The organism is Pseudalkalibacillus decolorationis, assembly GCF_024609785.1.
GTDB classification, from domain to species: Bacteria; Bacillota; Bacilli; order Bacillales; family Fictibacillaceae; genus Pseudalkalibacillus; species Pseudalkalibacillus decolorationis.
The window spans coordinates 351,445-372,435 of sequence record NZ_JANHJQ010000001.1 but is presented as its reverse complement, the minus strand read 5'-3'; the positions used below and the strand labels follow the sequence as shown (position 1 = coordinate 372,435).

Below are 20,991 nucleotides of genomic sequence, written 5' to 3'. Positions count from 1 at the left end.
GAAATTCGAGGAGGATAATAATGAGAAAAACCAAAATAGTTTGTACGATTGGACCTGCAAGTGAAACGATTGAAACGTTAACAAAACTTATTGATTCAGGGATGAATGTTGCTCGCTTGAACTTTTCCCATGGGGATTTTGAAGAGCATGGCGCACGGATTTCAAACATTAGAAAGGCTGCAGAACAAACGAAACAAACTGTAGCGATCTTACTTGATACGAAAGGTCCAGAAATTCGGACAGGAACACTGAAGGACGGTGAAATAAGCTTACAATCTGGTCAGGATCTCATTGTTTCTATGGAGGAAATTATGGGCGACGAGACAACTATTTCAGTTACTTACCCTGACCTTGTTCATGATGTAAAAGAAGGTTCGAAAATTCTACTCGATGACGGGTTGATTGAACTAGAGGTAGTTCGGATTCAACATAGTCAGCTTGTAACACGTGTTCTAAACAGTGGTATTCTAAAAAATAAAAAGGGTGTCAACGTTCCGAATGTTTCAGTCAATCTTCCTGGAATAACTGGAAAAGACGCGAAGGATATTGAATTCGGGATCAATCAAGGCGTCGATTTTATAGCGGCTTCCTTTATTCGAAGGGCTTCTGATGTGTTAGAGATTCGAGAAATTTTAGAACGACATAATGCTGATCACATCCATATAATCCCTAAGATTGAAAATCAAGAGGGCGTTGATAACATCGACGAGATTCTAGAAGTATCTGACGGGCTGATGGTTGCTCGAGGCGATCTCGGGGTGGAGATTCCAGCCGAGGACGTCCCGCTTGTTCAGAAGAAATTAATCCAAAAATGTAATGATCTTGGCAAGCCGGTAATTACAGCTACACAAATGCTTGACTCAATGCAGAGAAACCCTCGTCCAACTCGAGCAGAAGCGAGTGACGTAGCAAATGCGATTTTTGATGGGACAGACGCGATTATGCTTTCTGGGGAAACAGCAGCAGGATCTTATCCTGTGGAAGCTGTCCAGACGATGAATAAAATTGCAACGAAAGCAGAAAGTGCTCTAAATCATGCGGAAATTCTTCACTCACGAAGTAAATCAAGTAGACTTACTGTTACGGATGCAATTAGCCAGTCTGTATCCCATACCGCATACAACCTTAATATAGCGGCGATTATTGCACCAACTGAGAGCGGTCATACTGCGCGTATGATTTCGAAATACCGTCCAGAGGCTTCGGTTATTGCGGTAACTAGTTCAGAAATGGTATGTAGACGTATGTCGCTTGTATGGGGTGTCGTACCGCAGATTAGTGAAGAAGCAAAATCAACCGATGAACTCTTGGATATCGCTGTTAACGCCTCATTAGAATCTGGAATTGTTAACCATGGGCATCTTGTGTTAATCACCGCGGGTGTTCCAGTTGGTGAAACAGGTACGACCAATCTAATGAAAGTCCATGTTGTTGGTGATGTGATTGCCAAAGGACAGGGGGTCGGACAAAAGTCAGTTGCTGGGAAGGTTGTTATTGCCAATCGTGCTGAAGATGCAGTTCTTAAAGTGCAAGAAGGCGATATACTTGTTACAATTGGAACAGACCGTGATATGATTCCTGCCCTTAAGAAGGCTTCAGCGATTATCACCGAGGAGGGTGGCTTAACTAGTCATGCAGCAGTGGTAGGGCTAAGCTTAGGTGTGCCGGTCATTGTTGGTGTTGACAACGCTACGAATCTTTTTACAGAGGGTCAGGAAATCACGATAGATGGTTCACGAGGTGTTGTTTACAGCGGAAACACTAGCGTTCTATAAAGGGCTACAATTGATAAATGGAAACTTCTGCCCGATAACTATTTGAACAGATAGGGGCTGCGTAATGTTTCGAATAGTAATAGTACTACTAATTATCATTCCTGCATTAGAAATTGGTATATTGATTTGGTCTGGCCAAACGTTTGGCATTCCTGTAACCATTTTACTCATACTGGCAACTGGGGTTATTGGTGCATGGTTGGCAAGGCGCGAGGGGATGGAGGCACTTCGTCTTTCCCAAGTCCAATTACAAAATGGGCAAGTACCAAGTGATGTAATACTTGATGGGATATGCATTCTCGTAGGTGGAACCTTACTTCTAACACCTGGGTTTATAACAGACACAACAGGTTTTCTGCTTTTATTCCCGTATACCCGCGCCGTTGCAAAGTTATGGATGCGTCGGTATATTCAAAAGAAAATGGACAATGGTCAGTTCTCTTTCACCTTTCGCAGATAGGAATTCTAAGAGGTAAATGTCTTTTACGAGAAACAAGAGTGATTCGGATTGGGATGCCCACTTTTGAATCACTCTTATTTCTGCTGTTTTATTAATTCTGTTAAGAAGCTTTCTTTCCTTTAATAAAGTTCCATAAATCTTGGAACACGTTCGCTTGGTTTAAAGCACGAATGATAACGAGTGTTACCGGTCCAATAATCAAGCCTAGAAACCCAAACAATTTAAATCCTACAAAGAGTGAAATTAAGGTAGCTAATGGATCAAGTCCTATACTGGAGGATAAAATTTTCGGCTCCATAACTTGTCTCTGGATAATGACGACTCCATATAGAATAGAAAGACCAATGGTTAATGTGTATTCTTCAGTGATGAATGAAAAAATAATCCACGGGACGAAAACCGCACCTGTTCCAAGGTAAGGAAGTAGATCAACAAGCCCTGTTAAGATTGCAATCGTGATCGCGTAATCGACCTGGAGGATGAGAAGACCGACTAGCACAATAGCGGCTGTAATTGATATTAAGGTCAGTTGGGCTTTTACAAATCCAAAAAGCGCTTTCCGCAGTTCACGGTAAACATTTTGACCACTTTCGACAGTTCGCTCAGGTGTACGCCTAGCTAACCAGCCCTGAAATCGATACCAATCCTTACTTATGAAGAAGGTTGCTAACAAAGAAAATATCATAACCGTTACAACATTAGGTAAGCTTAGTAGAAAATTTTGTAAACCCGATAAGACCGATTGCACAAACTCTTTCACATTAGCTGTAATATTTTCTCCTACAGACTGAATGTTGTTGATAACGGATTCCCGCTGTGAGGGATCAAGCTGTTTAAACATGGCGGCAAGGTCATAATAAATCGGCAAAATTTGTTGGGTGAAATACGTTTGTGCAAAGTTAACAAGTGTTTTTGTATGTTCCGGTATAACTTCAGAAAGGTATCCGAAGCCTGAAATCATTTCACTAATCAGAAGGGTAACGAATCCGGCAATTAACCCGATCAAGATCAAAATGACAACGAGAACGGCTAGACCTCTTGGCATTTTTCCTTTATGCTCAAGAAGGTTTACAACTGGATTTATCATAAATGCAAGAATTAGTGCTATGATAAAAGGATAGGTTACTTGTGCAACATAATAAAGTGCGAGAACAGAGAGATAAATAATGGCTACTACAAGTAGAAATCTGAGAAAACTATAAATATATTGAAGGTTCACCGTATCGAATCCTTTCTACTAGGCTGAATTCATTATAAGAGGTTGTTCAAAAAGTCCGGTCAAAATAACTGTCGAATTTCTTCGTTGCTCGGTCTCTTCGGTCCTCACGTATTAATAGCATACGTTCCGGTCCTCAAGACTTTCGCGCCTCGAACTTCTTGGCTCTTTTGATCCTCCTTTTTGAACACGTATTATAAGATGTACTTTCCCGTTTTTGTATCATCCAAAACGATGGATACTAGACAATAATAATGAATCGATCCTTTAGTAGTGGTATCAGTTTTACATTAAAAAGGTAAGAAAATATACACTCTGGATGCATAGAAGGAAGTGAATAATGCTAAACCAAGCATCTTTATTCCTGGTTGTCCTCCTGGCAATCGCGATCTGGGCGAAAAATAAATCCCTTATGATCGCCATCGTGTTTTTACTCGTAATTAAGTGGGTTGGTCTTGGAGATAAGGTATTTCCCCATTTTCAAAAAAAGGGGATTGAGTGGGGCGTAACCATTATTACAATTGCTGTGTTAGTTCCGATAGCTACTGGTGAAATTGGTTTTAAACAACTAGGTGAAGCGATGAAGTCTTATTACGCTTGGATTGCACTCGGATCAGGAGTTGCGGTTGCCCTCATTGCAGCAAGCGGTCTTAAACTTCTTGCTGAAGATCCACATATTACCACAGCATTAGTTTTGGGTACGATTCTCGCTGTTAGTTTTTTGAATGGAATTGCCGTTGGCCCCTTAATAGGTGCGGGTATTGCATATCTTGTGATGCGTCTTGTGCAAATGATTATCGGTTGAAAATGAGAATTTCCTTGATAGATATAAGGTTTTCAAGCCTTAGGCGTTCACAAAAATCAGATAATTGTTTATAATTGTACTGTATGTGTTTTATCCTTCCTTAATTAAAATGTTTACTTAACAGTTTAGATTCATTTAATTAGTGTATACATGTAAGCATTTTCTTTTATTTATTTGTTTAGAATGACCCGAGAAAATTACTTTAAAAGGAGAGAGAGCCATGACAACGACTAAAGGTTTAGAAGGCATTGTAGCCACGACCTCTTCAGTAAGTTCGATCATCGATGGTGTACTAACGTACCGAGGTTATAACATCGACGACCTTGCAGAGCATGCAAGCTTTGAGGAGACTGTATACTTATTATGGTATGGTAAACTACCTACTGAAAAAGAATTAGCCGAATTTAAAGGGAAGCTATCTTCACAGTACGCAGTACCATCTGAAGTTATGGACATGCTAAAGCAGTATCCTCTAAATGATATCCACCCAATGGCTGGAGTACGGACAGCTGTATCCTCTTTAGGGTTATATGATGAGAAAGCGGATGATATGAGTGAAGAGGCTAACCTAAATAAATCGATTAGCCTTTTAGCTAAGCTGTCAACAATTGTTGCAGCATTTTCAAGACTTCGTGACGGTAAAGAAATAATTGAGCCAAAAGAAAACTTAAGCTATGCAGGAAACTTCTTATACATGCTAAATGGAAATGAGCCGGATGAGATTTCTGAAAAGGCGATTAATAAAGCGCTCGTATTGCACGCTGATCATGAATTAAATGCATCAACATTCACTGCCCGTGTTTGTGTGGCGACATTATCAGATCTCTACTCAGGTGTAACTGCTGCTATTGGCGCTCTAAAAGGTCCATTGCATGGCGGTGCAAACGAACGTGTTATGAAGATGTTATCCGAAATTGGTGAAGTTGAGAACACTGAATCTTATTTAAAGGATGCACTCGAGCGCAAAGAAAAAGTTATGGGATTTGGACATCGAGTCTATAAGGATGGCGATCCTAGAGCGAAGCATTTACGTGAAATGTCCAAGCAATTAACAGGAATTACAGGTGAAACAAAATGGTATGAAATGTCACTGAAGCTTGATGAGCTAATGACAAATCAAAAAGGATTGCTACCTAATGTGGACTTCTACTCTGCATCTGTTTACCACAGTCTCGGTATTAAGCATGACTTGTTCACACCGATATTTGCAATGAGTAGAGTATCTGGCTGGTTAGCTCATATCTTAGAACAATATGATAATAACAGATTGATTCGTCCACGTGCGGAGTATATTGGACCACCAAAGCAAGAGTTTATTCCAATTGAGAAGCGATAATTTTTGAAAAGTAGAGGATGACTACAATGGGAATCAGGCAACTAACGACTGATTGCTCGCTCAGTAGTGTCTGTTTTCTCTATGGGTCATCATCATCTTCGTCAATAAGAAGTCAAAACTGAATAAATCTGTTACGATAGGTATGAAAAACATTTATAGTCCAGGAGGTAATAATTTTGTCAAACGGAGAACGTATTACTGTAGATAATGGTGTGTTAAACGTACCAAATAATCCGATTATCCCTTATATTGAAGGTGATGGAACAGGTCCTGATATTTGGGCTTCTGCTTCAAAGGTACTTGAAGGAGCTGTTGATAAGGCTTATAACGGTGAGAAAAGGATCGTTTGGAAAGAGGTTCTTGCAGGTCAAAAAGCGTACGACAAAACTGGAGAATGGTTACCATCTGAAACGCTCGATGTGATTCGTGAATACATATTGGCGATTAAAGGACCATTGACTACACCTGTGGGCGGTGGAATCCGTTCCTTGAACGTGGCGTTGCGTCAGGAGTTAGATCTATTTACATGCCTAAGACCTGTTCGTTATTTTACTGGTGTGCCCTCACCTGTTAAAAAGCCAGAGGATACCAATATGGTCATTTTCCGTGAAAACACGGAAGACATCTATGCAGGAATTGAGTATGCAAAAGGATCCGACGAAGTAAAGAAAGTCATCCGATTTCTTCAAGAAGAAATGGGCGCAAACAAAATTCGTTTCCCTGAAACATCTGGAATCGGAATTAAACCTGTTTCTGAAGAAGGTACAAAACGTCTTGTACGTGCGGCGATCGAGTATGCACTAAACGAAGGACGTAAGAGTGTAACACTTGTACACAAAGGTAACATCATGAAGTTCACTGAAGGTGCCTTCAAGAACTGGGGTTATGAAGTTGCTGAACAAGAATTCGGTGACAAAGTATTCACATGGTCAGAATATGATCGCATTGTTGAAAAGGATGGGAAAGATGCTGCAAACAAAGCACAATCTGATGCAGAAGCAGCCGGAAAGATCATCATTAAAGATTCCATAGCTGATATTTTCCTTCAACAAATTCTTACTCGTCCAGCAGAATTCGATGTTGTTGCAACGATGAATCTGAATGGTGACTATATTTCAGATGCACTAGCAGCACAAGTTGGTGGAATCGGAATTGCTCCGGGAGCGAACATTAACTATGAAACAGGACATGCAATCTTTGAAGCTACTCATGGAACAGCACCTAAGTATGCTGGAATGGATAAAGTGAACCCATCTTCTGTCATTCTTTCTGGTGTATTGATGCTTGAGCACATCGGCTGGAGTGAAGCAGCAGAAATGATTATTAAATCCATGGAAAAAACGATTGAAAGCAAAGTTGTCACATATGATTTCGCTCGTTTAATGGATGGGGCAACAGAAGTGAAATGTTCTGAGTTCGGTGATGAACTCATCAAAAATATGGAGTAGGGGGTAGAATCCATGGCTAACAAACGAAATAAAATTTCTGTAATTGGTGGCGGATTTACTGGTGCTACTACTGCATTTATTGCTGGACAAAAAGAACTAGGGGATGTCGTTCTTGTTGATATTCCACAAATGGAAGATCCTACAAAGGGAAAAGCGCTTGATATGTTAGAAGCAAGCCCTGTACAGGGGTTTGATTCAAAAATTACAGGGACAGCAAATTATGAAGATACAGCTGGGTCTGATATCGTAGTCATTACTGCAGGAATTGCACGTAAGCCCGGTATGAGCCGTGATGATCTTGTTAATACCAACGCAAAAATAATGAAAAGTGTAACTCAGGAAGTTGTGAAGCACTCCCCTGATTGTACAATTATTGTATTAACAAACCCAGTTGATGCAATGGCATACACTGTTCTTAAAGAATCCGGATTCCCTAAAAACCGAGTGATCGGTCAGTCTGGAATATTAGATACAGCTCGTTTTTGTACGTTCGTAGCTGAAGAGTTGAATCTTTCTGTGAAGGATATTCGCGGATTCGTTTTAGGTGGCCATGGGGATGACATGGTTCCATTAATCCGTTACTCCAATGCTGGTGGAATTCCTCTAGAAAAATTAATCAGTAAAGATCGTCTTGATGCAATTGTTGAGCGTACGCGTAAAGGCGGCGGAGAAATCGTTCAACTATTAGGAAATGGTAGTGCGTATTATGCACCTGCTGCTTCACTAGTTGAGATGGTTGAAGCGATCCTGAAGGACCAACGAAGAGTACTTCCTTCAATAGCTTATCTTGAAGGTGAATACGGTTACGAAGGAATCTGCCTTGGCGTACCAACAATTATTGGTGGAAACGGTCTTGAAGAAATTATTGAGCTTGACCTTACATCAGAAGAGAAAAGTGAACTGGATAAGTCTGCCGAATCTGTCCGTAATGTAATGAATGTTTTAGCATGAAAATGGCACAATAATCATGGCAAAAGCTAGGATTATTATGTGAAAAAGAAGGAATTCGAAGCTATTGCTCGAATTCTTTCTTTACACAATAAGAAAGTACAAAATTTTGTTGCAGAGGTGTAATGTCTAGCTCCAGCACCCAGGTGCTCGAGGTCGCTTCGATTCTTCCACAAACACAAAAAACGTGTTGTGTTTCAGAATCTCCAGCGCTTGCACTAAAGCATAAGTGCAACTAAGGTAATCGCCTAAAAGGTTTGGCGTTTACCAAGTTTTCTTTATCGCACCTAAGCAGGGCACTTCCGCTTTTCTAATAATGTCAGAATGTTTTTACCACTCTGGCATTTTTAATAACAAAGAATGTAATCGCTTACTTCTAAGGAGGGAACAGCATGTTATTAGGTAAAAAACGAAAATTAGGAAGAAAGATTGATGAGATTAATGTCGGTGAGAGGTTAGAAATAACAGAAACGATTGAAGATAAGGACCTTCTATTGTACTTAGGATTAACAGATGATAATAATCCGCTATTCATTCAACATGATTATGCATCGTTAACGCCATTTAAGAAACCAGTCGTGCCGCAAATTATGTTAATGGGCTTTATAACATCATCTATTAGTAAATTCCTTCCTGGTCCGGGTAGTTCGATATTAAAACAAAACTTGTCATTTCCGAATCCTGTCTATCATTATGCTACGATTATATTGAACTTTGAAGTTACAGAGGTTCAATCTGAGAACCACCACATAACAATCGCTGTTAAAGGGCAGGATGAATCTAAGGAAGTTATTATAGATGGAGAGATTGTTGTATGTCCGCCATATGCTCCACGTTCCATTACAGCTAGAACATTTGATAATTTTTAAGGAAATGTAAATATTCGTTAACAAAAAAGTCGTTTTCGTCTTTTTTGTTTTTTTTTTGGATTTTATATGTGAGAATAAAAATGGAAGTAGAAACAAACCTTAGCGGAGTGAGGGAATCGACATGAGAGAGAAAGTACTAGTAATTGAGGACGAATCGTCAATTAACACATTGCTTCAATTTAATTTAGAACAAGCCGGGTTTGAAGTTCTTACGGCAATGGATGGACTAAAGGGGTTAGAAATAGCGAAAGCAGAAGAACCTGATTTAATTGTTCTCGACTTAATGTTGCCAGGGATGGATGGACTAGACGTTTGCAAAAATTTACGTCAGAGCCAATACATGATCCCTATTCTGATGCTTACAGCAAAGGATGACGAATTCGACAAGGTACTTGGCCTCGAGCTTGGGGCGGATGATTATTTAACAAAGCCGTTTAGTCCGAGGGAAGTTGTTGCCCGTGTAAAAGCGATTTTAAGACGGAGCCAACATTCTGCTGTGTCCTCCGGACCTAATGACCATCAACCAAAGTCACTCATAATTGGTGATCTGAAGGTTTATCCGGATAATTATGAAGCATTTTTTCAGGATCATGTCCTTGAGCTAACACCTAAAGAATTCGAGTTACTTGTCTATCTTGTTACGAATAAAGGGCGTGTCCTTTCCAGAGAGCAGCTGCTAAGTGCGATTTGGAATTATGATTTTGTAGGAGATACTAGGATTGTCGATGTCCATATTAGCCATCTTCGTGAGAAGATTGAGCAGAATTCTAGAAAACCAGTCTACATTAAAACAATCCGAGGATTGGGGTATAAATTGGAGGGCCCTCAGTAAATGACGAATTTTCGCGGGCGTATTCTAACGGCCTTTATTGTTTTCACAACCATTATCTTTATTTTGCTTGGATTACTGATTGCGAACTTATCAATTGGGAGTATGGAGAGACAGAAACTTCAGGCGTATAGGTCTCAACTTCAACTTATTTCAAACTCTGTTAGCGAAACGGAGGTATCCAAGAAGGAGTTATTAAGAATAGCTGAGGATATCGAGGGAGAGCTCACTATGTTTTCCGGGAATGGTGAGGTTGTAGCCACGACATTACCAAAAGAGCAAATCATTAATCCTAAACGGATAAATTTTGATACGAATGGCATACAACAGTTGGAACGGGAAGGATTTACTGATTTTGTATTGTCTTTATCAAATGGAGAATCTAGTGGCTCTCTAGTACTTACACTATCGGATGCGATAGTCAGCAGTGATATTCGAAAAAGCTGGTTTCCAATTTTGCTCTCACTCTTTATTGGCTATGGAATTCTAATTTATCTGACTTTCCGATTAACAAACAAACTGGCTAGACCAGTCGATGATGCGATACGAGTTGCAGGTGAACTTACGAGGGGCAATTTCAAAGCAAGAAGTCATGAATACCAATTGAGGGAGCTTGGTGCACTTAATCATTCTTTAAATGTTCTTGCACGTAATTTGGAGCAAATGACTCGGTTAAGGGAAGTAGAAAAAGAGCGTATGAAGACGGTGATCGATAACATGGGAAGCGGGCTCCTATTGATCGATTCCAAGGGATACATAAATTTAATCAATCGATTTTATAAAGAAACATTCATGGTAGATGGCAATGTTTTGAATGATAAAATGTACCATGAGATTATGCCGCACAGGAATGTAGTTGAACTGGTGGAAGAAACATTCCTGACTGAAGAAACGGTTCGAAAACAAATCCTGTTATCGGTAGGGATCACGAGAAAGCATTTTGATGTTACGTGTGTACCGATTTTAGGTCAGGGTGAGACATTAAGAGGAATTATTCTTGTTTTCCATGACATTACTGAGCTTAAGAAGCTTGAGCAAGTTCGACGAGATTTTGTCGCGAATGTTTCTCACGAGCTAAGGACACCAGTCACCTCCTTAAAAGGGTTTGCAGAAACTTTATTAGATGGGGCTATGAAGAATGAGGAACTATGTGAAAAATTCTTAACCATCATTTGGAAGGAAAGTGATCGTCTACAGAAGCTGATTAATGATTTACTTGATTTTACAAAGATGGAACAAACAAATTTTCAATTGGACTTACAGTGGATAAATGTAGAGACAATTATGGAAGATGTCCAAACTTTGCTTGAATCTAGAGCGAAGGAAAAAGGAATTGACTTGATTGTCTCGACCGATGGTGATCTTTATATGGAGGGTGATACCTCTCGGGTTCAACAAATATTAATTAATCTTGTAAACAATGCATTAAGCTATACATCCTCAGGTGGAACGGTGAAATTAATCGGACAAGAGGACGCTGGGAAAGTAAATATTGCAGTGGAGGACACAGGGATTGGAATTAAAGAGGAGGAAATCCCACGTATTTTTGAGAGATTCTATCGAATTGATAAAGCACGAAGTAGAAATTCAGGTGGTACCGGACTTGGATTAGCAATCGTGAAACATCTGGTAGAAGCGCATAAGGGATCGATACAGGTGAAAAGTAAGTCGAATGAAGGGACGACATTTTTTCTTTCGTTTTCTAAGATTAAACGAAGATAGATTAGAGAATCGTCAAAAAGGAATCTATAACTTTACAAAAGATTTACACATATTTGATTCTGCATTTATATGGATCCGATATAGTAAGGTTGTAAATCCTTTTTTGAATGATCCCCTTTTTCCGGGATTGGCTCAGTTTCCTCTGAGTCAATCCTCTTTTTTTGTACAAACGAGTTTTTGAACGTATACTTACAAACGTGGTAGAATAAATTTAGTGTGTTTCACGAGGAGGAAGTCGAATGAGTGAAAATAAAGTCGTACTTATCGATGGAAATAGTATTGCTTATCGGGCGTTTTTTGCACTCCCTCTTTTAAATAATGATAAAGGGGTCTATACGAATGCAGTTTACGGATTCACTATGATGCTTTTAAAGGTTCTAGAGGAAGAATCCCCTACACATGTGCTTGTTGCATTCGATGCGGGTAAAACGACATTCAGACATAAAACATATCAAGAGTATAAAGGTGGTCGTCAGAAGACACCTCCGGAACTGTCGGAACAATTTCCGATTATTCGCGAGCTTTTAGATGCATTTAAAATTAAACGCTATGAGCTTGAACAATACGAAGCAGATGACATCATCGGAACATTAGCGAAACATGCAAATTCGGACCTATGGGATGTCAAAGTCATCACAGGCGATAAAGACCTGTTGCAGCTTGTTGATAAAAATGTGAAGGTCTCCCTTACTCGAAAAGGAATTACAGACGTGGATACATATGACCTTCAACATGTTGAGGAACGCTATGGGTTAACACCCGAGCAAATTATTGATATGAAGGGGCTTATGGGTGATAGCTCTGATAACATACCTGGAGTTCCGGGAGTCGGTGAAAAGACTGCGATCAAACTTTTAAAAGAGTTTGGTACTGTTGAGAATGTACTTGAATCGATTGATAAGGTGTCTGGTAAGAAGCTTAAGGAAAAGCTTGAGGACAATAAAGAGCAGGCAGTAATGAGTAAAAAGCTTGCGACAATCGATGTGAATTCACCTATTGATGTTCAATTAGACAATTGTGAGTACCATAATGACGTTTCTGATAAAGTGGTTATGTTGTTTAAAGAATTGGGATTCAATTCTTTACTAGAAAGGATTGATCCTGGGGCTTCTGTAGAAGCTGAAAAGCCAACAGAAAAGATTACCTATGACATACTTGAAAACGTCTCACAATCAGAGCTTGGTGCAAATGCAGCGATTATTATCGAGTGTTTAGAAGAGAACTATCATCATGGTGATATATTAGGATTCGGTATTGTATGCGAGAAAGGGAAGTATTTTATTCCGACTGATATCGCCTTAAAATCAGATTCGTTTGTTACCTGGTTAGAAGATGAAACGGTTGACAAATATGTTTCTGATGCAAAACAGTCAATCGTCTCGTTAGCTTGGAAAGGAATTCATTTAAAAGGAGTTACGTTTGATGCTCTAATTGCCTCGTATCTCTTAAATCCATCCGAATCTGCTCATGATATTCACTCGATTGCTTCACGTCTTGGATTAAACGGCGTCTCAAGTGATGAAGCAGTGTACGGTAAAGGGGCAAAACAAAAAGTCCCAAGTCAGGATGTACTTGGTGAACATATTGTTCGCAAAGCAAATGTGCTTCAAGAAATTGTACCGAAGTTGCAGGATAACATCGAGAAAAACGAACAGGGTGATCTATTTTATAAATTAGAGATGCCTTTGTCTTTGGTTCTTGGTGAGATGGAGCAACAAGGCGTTCAAGTCGATGTAAAACGACTTCAGGATATGGGTTCAGAACTGGAGGATCAGCTCAAGAAAATAGAAAAGAAGATTTATGAGCTAGTTGGCACAGAGTTCAATATTAATTCTCCAAAACAGCTTGGAGAAATCTTGTTTGAGAAACTTCAACTCCCAGCAATAAAGAAAACAAAAACAGGATACTCGACTTCAGCTGATGTACTTGAAAAGTTAAAGGACAAGCACGAAGTAATCGAGGAGATTCTCTATTATCGACAGCTTGGGAAATTAAATTCGACCTATATCGAAGGGTTGTTGAAAGTTGTAAACCGTGAAACAAATAAGATTCACACTCGATTTAATCAAGCACTCGCTCAGACTGGTCGTCTCAGCTCGATCGATCCAAATTTACAAAATATCCCGATTCGATTAGAGGCAGGAAGAAAGATTAGACAGGCGTTTGTGCCATCTGAAAAAGACTGGGTAATGTTTGCAGCTGACTATTCTCAAATCGAATTACGGGTGTTGGCACACATTGCTCAGGACGATAAATTAATTGAAGCCTTCAACAATGAATTAGACATTCATACCAAAACTGCAATGGATGTCTTTCATGTTTCGGAAGATGAGGTGACTTCCGACATGCGACGTCAGGCAAAGGCTGTAAATTTCGGTATTGTTTATGGAATCAGTGATTATGGACTATCCCAAAACCTTGGTATCACCCGAAAAGAAGCTAAACAATTTATCGAGCGTTATTTCGAAAGTTTTCCAGGGGTAAAGCAATATATGGACGATATCGTTAAGCAGGCGAAACAGGATGGTTTTGTAACAACGATGTTAAATCGCAGAAGGTACTTACCTGAAATTACAAGTAGAAACTTTAATTTGAGAAGCTTTGCGGAACGGACCGCAATGAACACACCGATTCAAGGGTCGGCAGCCGATGTTATTAAGAAGGCGATGGTTGACATGGCTCTGCGAATAAAAAAAGAAGGGCTGAACACTCGTATGCTCTTACAAGTACATGACGAACTAATATTTGAAGTTCCTAAAGATGAGATCGAGATATTGGAGAAAATCGTTCCAGATGTTATGGAGCACGCAATCCAGTTAGATGTCCCATTAAAGGTAGACTATTCTTACGGGGACACCTGGTATGATTCCAAGTAAATAGTGAAGGTGATCAATAATGCCTGAATTACCAGAGGTAGAAACGGTTAGAAGAACACTTGAAACATTGATAATCGGAAAGAAAATAAATGATGTTAAGGTAAGATGGCCGAAGATCATTAAACAGCCTGATGATGTGGAACAGTTTCGGTTATTAGTAATCGGTCAAACGATTCAGTCGATTGGAAGAAGAGGAAAGTTCCTTAAAATTGTTATGAATGAGATTGTACTGGTCTCCCATCTGCGCATGGAAGGTCGCTATCTCGTCTCAAATAAAGAAGATGAAGTGGATAAACATACCCACGTTATATTCTCATTTACCGATGGAACAGAGTTAAGGTATCGGGATGTACGGAAATTCGGTACGATGCACGTATTCAAGCTAGGAGAGGAAGAAAAGGATCTTCCTCTTTCCCAGCTTGGACCTGAACCGTTATCGGATCAATTTACCCCGGACGATTTAATGGCTTTATTCCAACGAACGACTCGAAAGATTAAACCAGTTTTGTTAGATCAAACGGTTGTTGTCGGTCTCGGAAATATTTATGTGGATGAAGCGTTATTTAAGGCGAAAATTCATCCGGAGACTGCAGCACGATCCTTGAATAAGAAGCAGGTAAATGAACTGCATCAAGCAATTGTGGAAACACTGAAAATTGCTGTCAATCACGGTGGAAGTACGATTCGTTCTTATGTTAATTCACAAGGAGAGATGGGGATGTTTCAACAACAACTTGCGGTTTACTCACGCAAAGGTGAACCTTGCTCTACATGTGGAAATGAGATCTTAAGAATTGTTGTTGGAGGGAGAGGTACACACTTCTGCCCAACGTGTCAGGCCAATTGATCGTTCGAAAGGTGACCTCCTAACCTAGATACAAAGTAAAGAGACTTTAGAAGTTTTGATGAAAAATAAAATGTCGTACGTCGGATGGGCACCTCCCATATACTATCCTAGCAAGAAAGCAGGGAGGGTTCATCGGCGTGACTAGTTGGATATCTCTACTAACCTTGACCATTGCTGTGAGTATGGACAGCTTTGGTGTAGGTGTCACTTACGGAATTCGTAAGATGAAAATCACTTATTTTTCGATTTCTTTGATTGCTTTCTGTTCAGCAATGGTGTTGCTTGCTTCAATGAATGTAGGTACGATCTTAAGTACGTATATATCAGGAGAATTCGCAGAAACAATCGGTGGTGTTCTGCTTATCTTACTAGGCTTTTTTGTACTGTGGCCATTGTTTAAATCGAAATCTGAATCAACAAAACAAAAAGAGCCATACAGATCGCCATCTAAGTACATCTGGAACAAGGAGATCCGATCTCTTGGCATTGTTATTCAGATCTTAAGATCACCTGATGCAGCAGACATCGATCGTTCAGGAACAATTACTGGATTAGAGGCGTTATTGCTTGGAATAGCTCTTTCCCTAGATTCATTTGCAGCTGGAATTGGTGCTTCGTTACTTGGATTTCCACATTTGCAAACAGCTTTGATTGTGGCCATTATGAGTTCCGTATTTCTGATAGCTGGAATGAAGGTTGGACAATTGTTTTCCTCTGTTTCATTCATTCGGTTAATAAGTTATTTGCCAGGGGTATTACTTGTTATTTTAGGTGTATTAAAATTGTGAGGTGTTATCGTGATAATTGGTTTAACAGGAGGGATCGCAAGCGGAAAGAGTACGATTTCTTCAATGATTAAAAAGTTGAATATTCCTGTAGTTGATGCTGACCTAATCGCTCGGGAGGTTGTCCAACCGGGCGAAGAGGCACATAAGCAAATTATTGAGGCATTTGGTCAGGAACTGTTATTACCTGATCAATCGATAGATCGAAAGAAGTTAGGTACGATTGTATTTAACGATACCGAAAAGAGGCAAATACTTAATGGGATCGTCCATCCTGCAGTAAGAAAGAGCATGATTGATCGAAGGGATATGTTCCTTGAAGATCATCAAACCGTTGTATTGGATATCCCATTGCTATTTGAGAGTAAATTGACGCATTTCGTAGATCGAACTATCCTTGTGTATGTAAGTGCTGAAACACAATTGAAACGGTTAGTGGAGAGGGATAATTCCACCGAGGAAGAAGCAGTTTCAAGGATTCGCTCACAGCTTTCCCTGGAAGATAAACGAGAATGGGCAGATGCAATTATTGATAATAATGAGTCTGTTCAACAAAGTAACGATCAGCTTGTACATATTCTTAATAGCTGGGATGTTCTATAAAAAGGTCGGGCTACGGCCTTTTTTTAGATTTTAAATAAAATAAAAGGTTCCCAATTGCATAATATATGTTATACTACTTTTAGATTTAGAGAATAAAGTATAGCACTTTATAGTGGAGGGATAATCATCATGAAAGCAAAAGTAGCCATAAATGGGTTTGGACGTATTGGAAGAATGGTTTTTCGTAAAGCGATGAAAGATCAACATTTAGATGTTGTTGCGATAAATGCAAGCTATCCTTCAGAAACACTTGCACATTTAGTAAAGTACGATAGTATCCATGGAACGTATGATCTAGACGTTGAAGCACGTGAAAATGCTTTAATCATAGACGGTAAAGAAGTTAAACTGGTTAGCAGTCGTGATCCAAAACAGCTTCCTTGGAAAGAAATGGGCGTTGATATCGTTATCGAAGCGACAGGTAAATTTACATCCAAGGAAACAGCTGGTTATCATATAGATGCTGGTGCAAAAAAGGTTATTATTACTGCACCTGGTAAAGAAGAAGATATCACAATCGTAATGGGAGTAAATGATGACGCTTACAACTCGGCAGAACACGATGTCATTTCCAACGCATCTTGTACAACGAATTGTCTTGCTCCAGTCGTAAAAGTATTGGATGAACAATTTGGAATTGCGAATGGCGTGATGACTACGGTTCATGCTTATACAAACGATCAAAAAAACATTGATAACCCACATAAAGACCTTCGTCGTGCTAGAGCTTGTGGTCAATCCATCATCCCTACTTCCACTGGAGCAGCAAAAGCAATTGCAAAGGTCCTTCCACAGATGGAAGGGAAGCTACATGGCATGGCTTTACGTGTACCAACTCCAAACGTTTCTCTAGTCGACTTAGTTGTCGATGTCGAAAAAGACGTTACGGTTGAACAAATAAATGATGCGTTTAAAGCGGCTTCTCGAGGCTCCATGTACGGTGTTCTTGGTTTTAGTACTGCACCACTTGTATCAATTGACTTTAATGGAGACGAAAATTCTTCAATCGTGGACGGTTTATCAACTATGGTTGTTGAGGATCGAAAAGTGAAAGTACTCGCATGGTATGATAATGAGTGGGGGTATTCTTGCCGCGTAGTAGACCTAGCAGAAATGGTAGCTGATAAGTTGAATGAAGTTAAGGTTATTCCGGAACAAAAGGTTTTAGGTACTGCATAAAATTACGAATTGAAAAGAAGTGGCTGTCCAAGGTTTTTAAAAGCCTTATGTGATAGTCCCTTTTTCTTTATTTGGACTATATTTTTGTAATTAATGTTTGCTAACGTAGTGGAATCTGCTTAAATCATTATTCTTAAATGGTCAAAAAATATCTCGTTTCATCTTGCAAAAACAATGTAAAAGAAGTATACTATTCTTCGTGAACTTCAGTTATAAGCAATATAGGGACTGAATGCTACTTAAAGGGTTAGGACCTCTTTGGACTAACTTTCCCCCGTGGTGGATGTTCATTTCCGCATGCTTTTGAAGGCATGATCTTTAAACAAAGGGGGACTATGCATATGGATACAATGGGACGTCACGTAATTGCAGAGCTTTGGGGATGTGACTCAGAAAAGCTGAATAATATATCTTATATCGAACAACTCTTCGTTGAAGCTGCACTTAAATCAGGTGCAGAAGTTCGTGAGGTAGCTTTTCATAAATTTGCGCCCCACGGTGTAAGCGGTGTGGTGATCATTTCGGAATCACATCTTACGATACACAGTTTTCCAGAGCATGGTTATGCTAGTATTGATGTTTATACATGTGGAGATCTAGATCCGAGTGTTGCTGCAGATTATATTGCAGAGGCATTGGGTGCAACTTCCAAAGAGAATTTAGAGGTGCCACGTGGAATGGGTCCAGTGAAAATCGGACAAAAAAAAGTAACTGCACTATAAAACGAATATGACCTTGCTACTTGGGAAGTAATCTTGCTTTCCTTAACGTATGAAAATAGGACACAAAGGTGTGCGTAAAGCACACCTTTTTATACGTTAAGAAGGTATAAAAATACTTTCTATAGTATAAGCGCAACTAAGGCGATCGCCTGCGCTAAGGCTTGGCGCTAGCCAAGTTTTCTTTATGTATAAAAAAATTAAGATGGGGCTCGGAAATTAGCGAGATCAATCGAAATATCTTGTCATTGACAGTCCTTTCTACTATCATTATGTAAAGGGATTACACTATTGTCCGTGTGAATTTGTAAATTAAAATTAGGATTATTTTTAATATAGTATAGGGAGAATGGCTTTACCAAGTTTTCTTTACACGTTAGAATGTATAACTTTTCAGCAAGAAGCAAATAGAGGTTGAGGAAAAGTTTAAGTCCTAAGTATAAGTGCAGCTAAGGCTCAGCCTGCACCAAAGGCTTGGCTTTACCAAGTTTTCTTTATGATGGGGTTGGTTAAATGCGGTGTCCGAATTGTCAAAACAATGGTACCAGGGTGTTAGATTCTCGGCCTGTTCATAGTAGCCGTTCGATTCGAAGGCGGCGTGAGTGCGAGGAGTGTAATTATCGTTTTACAACGTTTGAGACGGTTGAGGAGATTCCGTTGGTTGTCGTGAAGAAAGAGGGCACAAGGGAGGAGTTCAATCGGGATAAGCTTCTGAGGGGGTTGATTAAGGCGTGTGAGAAGCGTCCTGTTCCGTTGGAAGTATTAGAGGATGTTGTGAATAGTGTTGAGAAGGATTTGCGTAATAATGGTGTGTCTGAGGTGCAGAGTAAGGATATTGGTGAAATGGTGATGGATCATTTGGCTTCGGTTGATGAGGTTGCTTATGTTCGGTTTGCATCTGTGTATCGACAATTCAAGGATATTAACGTGTTTATAGATGAGTTAAAGGATTTGATTAAGCGTGAGAATGAGTAAGGAGCTTAGTTATTAGTAAGCTCTATCAAGAGAGCTTATCTGTTTTTAAGCTCTTTTCTGCATTTCTGTACTTGCATTTTTGCTTCCCTTCTGGTTTCATCTCAACTGAGGTACGGTGCGCTTCATGCGTGGCATCACGCTTCCGATACATTTAGGGAGTTGTGGTCTTGAACAATAATAAGATGGTAGGAGGGCCTGACAGGATGGAAAATCATTGGAAAGAATTGCTTCCGGTTGATCGATATACGGTATTTAGCAACGGAATCATTCGTCCGGATGATTTACGCGTTGTCACGATGCTTTACCAACCACTTATAGGAGCGAATGCTTATAGTGTGTTTATGACACTATTCAGCGAATTAGATTCAAAAGAAATCGAAAGTAAGCCTTCAAGCCATCATAGTTTAATGAGCCATACTCAAATGAATTTACAGTCCATTTATGAAGCACGGAAAAAGCTTGAAGCAATTGGACTTTTAAAAACCTTTCAAAAGAAAACAGACGATGAACGTGTGTTTATATATGAAATTCAACCAGCATTAGACCCTGAACAATTTTTTCAAGATGATGTCTTAAGCATTTATTTATATGGCCGGCTCGGAAAACAGCGCTATATAGAAATAAAAAGAAGGTTTACGTACACTCACCCTGAAATACCCGATTATCAGGATGTTACAGCCAATTTTAACGATGTGTTCACATCATTACATGCATCTGAAATGCGCTCAGGCTCTCAATCGGATATCCATAATACTAGTAATGAAAAGGATACCAAGTATAGGAAACATTACAATGGAACGTCACCCGAATTTTCTGGGGAAGATTTTGACTTTGAAACGCTTGTTCGTGATTTGAGCAGTTTCATTATTCCATCAGAAGTTTTGACAGAAGACCTTAAAGAGGCAATTTTACGAATAGCCTTTATATATAAGATCTCTCCACTTGATATGAGTAGTATCGTTCAACAGGCTTACTTCAAAGACGAGGAACTAACAGCAGAAAAATTAAGAAGAGAAACCCGGCGTTGGTATAAAATTGAAAAACCAGGCCAACAGCCAACCTTAAGTGATCGCAATCAGGCTTCATCTATAACTTCTACTGAATCGTCTGCTCAACAGACACCAGAAGAAATGATGGTTAGAACTTTTGAAATGATCTCCCCTCGCGTCTTGCTGGAAAAATACAGTGAAGGGGGTAGAGCGGCTGCTTCAGATTTGAAGCTGGTGGAATCGATAATGTTTGAGCAAAGACTTCCTTCAGGGGTTGTTAATGTACTAATTGATTATGTGTTGAATACGAATGACATGAAATTAATTCATAGCCATGTCGAAAAAATAGCGAGTCAATGGAAACGCAAGAAAATTTCAACCGTTCGAGGGGCAATGGCAGTTGCAAAAGCAGAGCATCAGAACTACCAAACTTACAAACAGCAAAAAAATAAACCAACAGGGTACCGGCAGCAGAGGAGAAATGATGTTCGAAAAGACACATTACCGAAATGGATGACATCTTCCAAAGGGGAGTCCTCTTCAAAAAAGGACGAACCTGTATCAGAAAACGAGAAAAAGTGGCTTGAAGAGTATTTGAAAGGTCTATAGG

The 20,991-nt window shown here is 39.6% G+C and carries 18 protein-coding genes; 17 read left to right on the top strand and 1 reads right to left on the bottom strand.

From position 1 onward, the window contains the following. Positions 1 to 20 precede the first annotated feature (20 nt). A complete protein-coding gene (gene pyk / locus NON16_RS01795; RefSeq protein WP_257346558.1) occupies positions 21 to 1,775 on the top strand; it encodes a pyruvate kinase in 1,755 nt (584 codons plus the stop codon). A gap of 64 nt (positions 1,776 to 1,839) precedes the next feature. Beyond that, positions 1,840 to 2,235 (top strand): FxsA family protein, encoded by a 396-nt coding sequence (locus NON16_RS01790; protein WP_257346556.1) that lies wholly within the window; start codon positions 1,840 to 1,842, stop codon positions 2,233 to 2,235. A gap of 100 nt (positions 2,236 to 2,335) precedes the next feature. Here the strand turns inward: NON16_RS01790 and ytvI are convergent, their stop codons facing one another. Next, entirely contained in the window at positions 2,336 to 3,454 is a 1,119-nt protein-coding gene (gene ytvI, locus NON16_RS01785; RefSeq protein WP_257346555.1) for a sporulation integral membrane protein YtvI, read from the bottom strand. A 337-nt stretch (positions 3,455 to 3,791) separates the two neighbouring features. On the opposite strand from ytvI, the gene NON16_RS01780 reads away from it, so the two are divergent. The 15 genes from NON16_RS01780 to NON16_RS01710 all read left to right on the top strand — a co-directional run bounded on the left by NON16_RS01780 (position 3,792) and on the right by NON16_RS01710 (position 20,990). Beyond that, the gene (locus NON16_RS01780; RefSeq protein WP_257346553.1) at positions 3,792 to 4,256 is read left to right on the top strand and encodes a DUF441 domain-containing protein; all 465 of its coding nucleotides are present in this window, start codon (positions 3,792 to 3,794) and stop codon (positions 4,254 to 4,256) included. Positions 4,257 to 4,476: 220 nt separating this feature from the next. Then, positions 4,477 to 5,592, top strand: coding sequence for a citrate synthase (gene citZ / locus NON16_RS01775; protein WP_257346551.1), 1,116 nt, complete (start codon positions 4,477 to 4,479; stop codon positions 5,590 to 5,592). A gap of 173 nt (positions 5,593 to 5,765) precedes the next feature. Continuing rightward, positions 5,766 to 7,040, top strand: coding sequence for an NADP-dependent isocitrate dehydrogenase (gene icd / locus NON16_RS01770; protein WP_257346648.1), 1,275 nt, complete (start codon positions 5,766 to 5,768; stop codon positions 7,038 to 7,040). Positions 7,041 to 7,052: 12 nt separating this feature from the next. Continuing rightward, the gene (gene mdh / locus NON16_RS01765; protein WP_257346548.1) at positions 7,053 to 7,991 is read left to right on the top strand and encodes a malate dehydrogenase; all 939 of its coding nucleotides are present in this window, start codon (positions 7,053 to 7,055) and stop codon (positions 7,989 to 7,991) included. A gap of 389 nt (positions 7,992 to 8,380) precedes the next feature. Further along, positions 8,381 to 8,857: a MaoC/PaaZ C-terminal domain-containing protein gene (locus NON16_RS01760; RefSeq protein ID WP_257346546.1), complete on the top strand. Its 477-nt coding sequence runs from the start codon at positions 8,381 to 8,383 to the stop codon at positions 8,855 to 8,857. 121 nt (positions 8,858 to 8,978) lie between these two features. Continuing rightward, a complete protein-coding gene (locus NON16_RS01755) occupies positions 8,979 to 9,689 on the top strand; it encodes a response regulator transcription factor (RefSeq protein ID WP_257346544.1) in 711 nt (236 codons plus the stop codon). Further along, the gene (gene pnpS / locus NON16_RS01750) at positions 9,690 to 11,408 is read left to right on the top strand and encodes a two-component system histidine kinase PnpS (protein ID WP_257346542.1); all 1,719 of its coding nucleotides are present in this window, start codon (positions 9,690 to 9,692) and stop codon (positions 11,406 to 11,408) included. It begins immediately after the preceding gene. 239 nt (positions 11,409 to 11,647) lie between these two features. Beyond that, positions 11,648 to 14,284 (top strand): DNA polymerase I, encoded by a 2,637-nt coding sequence (gene polA, locus NON16_RS01745; protein WP_257346540.1) that lies wholly within the window; start codon positions 11,648 to 11,650, stop codon positions 14,282 to 14,284. 19 nt (positions 14,285 to 14,303) lie between these two features. Beyond that, entirely contained in the window at positions 14,304 to 15,131 is an 828-nt protein-coding gene (gene mutM / locus NON16_RS01740) for a DNA-formamidopyrimidine glycosylase (RefSeq protein ID WP_257346538.1), read from the top strand. 137 nt (positions 15,132 to 15,268) lie between these two features. Next, positions 15,269 to 15,919, top strand: a complete 651-nt coding sequence (gene ytaF, locus NON16_RS01735) for a sporulation membrane protein YtaF (RefSeq protein WP_257346536.1) — start codon at positions 15,269 to 15,271, stop codon at positions 15,917 to 15,919. Between the two features lie 9 nt (positions 15,920 to 15,928). Then, on the top strand, positions 15,929 to 16,519 hold the full coding sequence (gene coaE, locus NON16_RS01730) for a dephospho-CoA kinase (protein ID WP_257346535.1): 591 nt from the start codon (positions 15,929 to 15,931) through the stop codon (positions 16,517 to 16,519). Between the two features lie 129 nt (positions 16,520 to 16,648). Next, the gene (locus NON16_RS01725; RefSeq protein WP_257346534.1) at positions 16,649 to 17,698 is read left to right on the top strand and encodes a glyceraldehyde-3-phosphate dehydrogenase; all 1,050 of its coding nucleotides are present in this window, start codon (positions 16,649 to 16,651) and stop codon (positions 17,696 to 17,698) included. Positions 17,699 to 18,039: 341 nt separating this feature from the next. After that, positions 18,040 to 18,420, top strand: a complete 381-nt coding sequence (gene speD, locus NON16_RS01720; protein WP_257346532.1) for an adenosylmethionine decarboxylase — start codon at positions 18,040 to 18,042, stop codon at positions 18,418 to 18,420. A gap of 510 nt (positions 18,421 to 18,930) precedes the next feature. Next, positions 18,931 to 19,392 (top strand): transcriptional regulator NrdR, encoded by a 462-nt coding sequence (nrdR, locus tag NON16_RS01715; protein ID WP_257346530.1) that lies wholly within the window; start codon positions 18,931 to 18,933, stop codon positions 19,390 to 19,392. Positions 19,393 to 19,595: 203 nt separating this feature from the next. Then, complete coding sequence (locus tag NON16_RS01710; RefSeq protein ID WP_257346528.1) at positions 19,596 to 20,990, top strand: replication initiation and membrane attachment family protein; 1,395 nt, start codon at positions 19,596 to 19,598, stop codon at positions 20,988 to 20,990. The last annotated feature ends 1 nt before the right edge of the window (position 20,991 follow it).

Bases quoted from the DNA above. Each gene is read 5' to 3' on its own strand.
- NON16_RS01760 (WP_257346546.1), top strand. From the start codon at position 8,381: ATGTTATTAGGTAAAAAACGAAAATTAGGAAGAAAGATTGATGAGATT.
- citZ (WP_257346551.1), top strand. From the start codon at position 4,477: ATGACAACGACTAAAGGTTTAGAAGGCATTGTAGCCACGACCTCTTCA.
- mdh (WP_257346548.1), top strand. From the start codon at position 7,053: ATGGCTAACAAACGAAATAAAATTTCTGTAATTGGTGGCGGATTTACT.
- NON16_RS01780 (WP_257346553.1), top strand. From the start codon at position 3,792: ATGCTAAACCAAGCATCTTTATTCCTGGTTGTCCTCCTGGCAATCGCG.
- polA (WP_257346540.1), top strand. From the start codon at position 11,648: ATGAGTGAAAATAAAGTCGTACTTATCGATGGAAATAGTATTGCTTAT.
- NON16_RS01710 (WP_257346528.1), top strand. From the start codon at position 19,596: ATGGAAAATCATTGGAAAGAATTGCTTCCGGTTGATCGATATACGGTA.
- NON16_RS01755 (WP_257346544.1), top strand. From the start codon at position 8,979: ATGAGAGAGAAAGTACTAGTAATTGAGGACGAATCGTCAATTAACACA.
- NON16_RS01790 (WP_257346556.1), top strand. From the start codon at position 1,840: ATGTTTCGAATAGTAATAGTACTACTAATTATCATTCCTGCATTAGAA.
- pyk (WP_257346558.1), top strand. From the start codon at position 21: ATGAGAAAAACCAAAATAGTTTGTACGATTGGACCTGCAAGTGAAACG.
- NON16_RS01725 (WP_257346534.1), top strand. From the start codon at position 16,649: ATGAAAGCAAAAGTAGCCATAAATGGGTTTGGACGTATTGGAAGAATG.
- pnpS (WP_257346542.1), top strand. From the start codon at position 9,690: ATGACGAATTTTCGCGGGCGTATTCTAACGGCCTTTATTGTTTTCACA.
- nrdR (WP_257346530.1), top strand. From the start codon at position 18,931: ATGCGGTGTCCGAATTGTCAAAACAATGGTACCAGGGTGTTAGATTCT.
- speD (WP_257346532.1), top strand. From the start codon at position 18,040: ATGGATACAATGGGACGTCACGTAATTGCAGAGCTTTGGGGATGTGAC.
- mutM (WP_257346538.1), top strand. From the start codon at position 14,304: ATGCCTGAATTACCAGAGGTAGAAACGGTTAGAAGAACACTTGAAACA.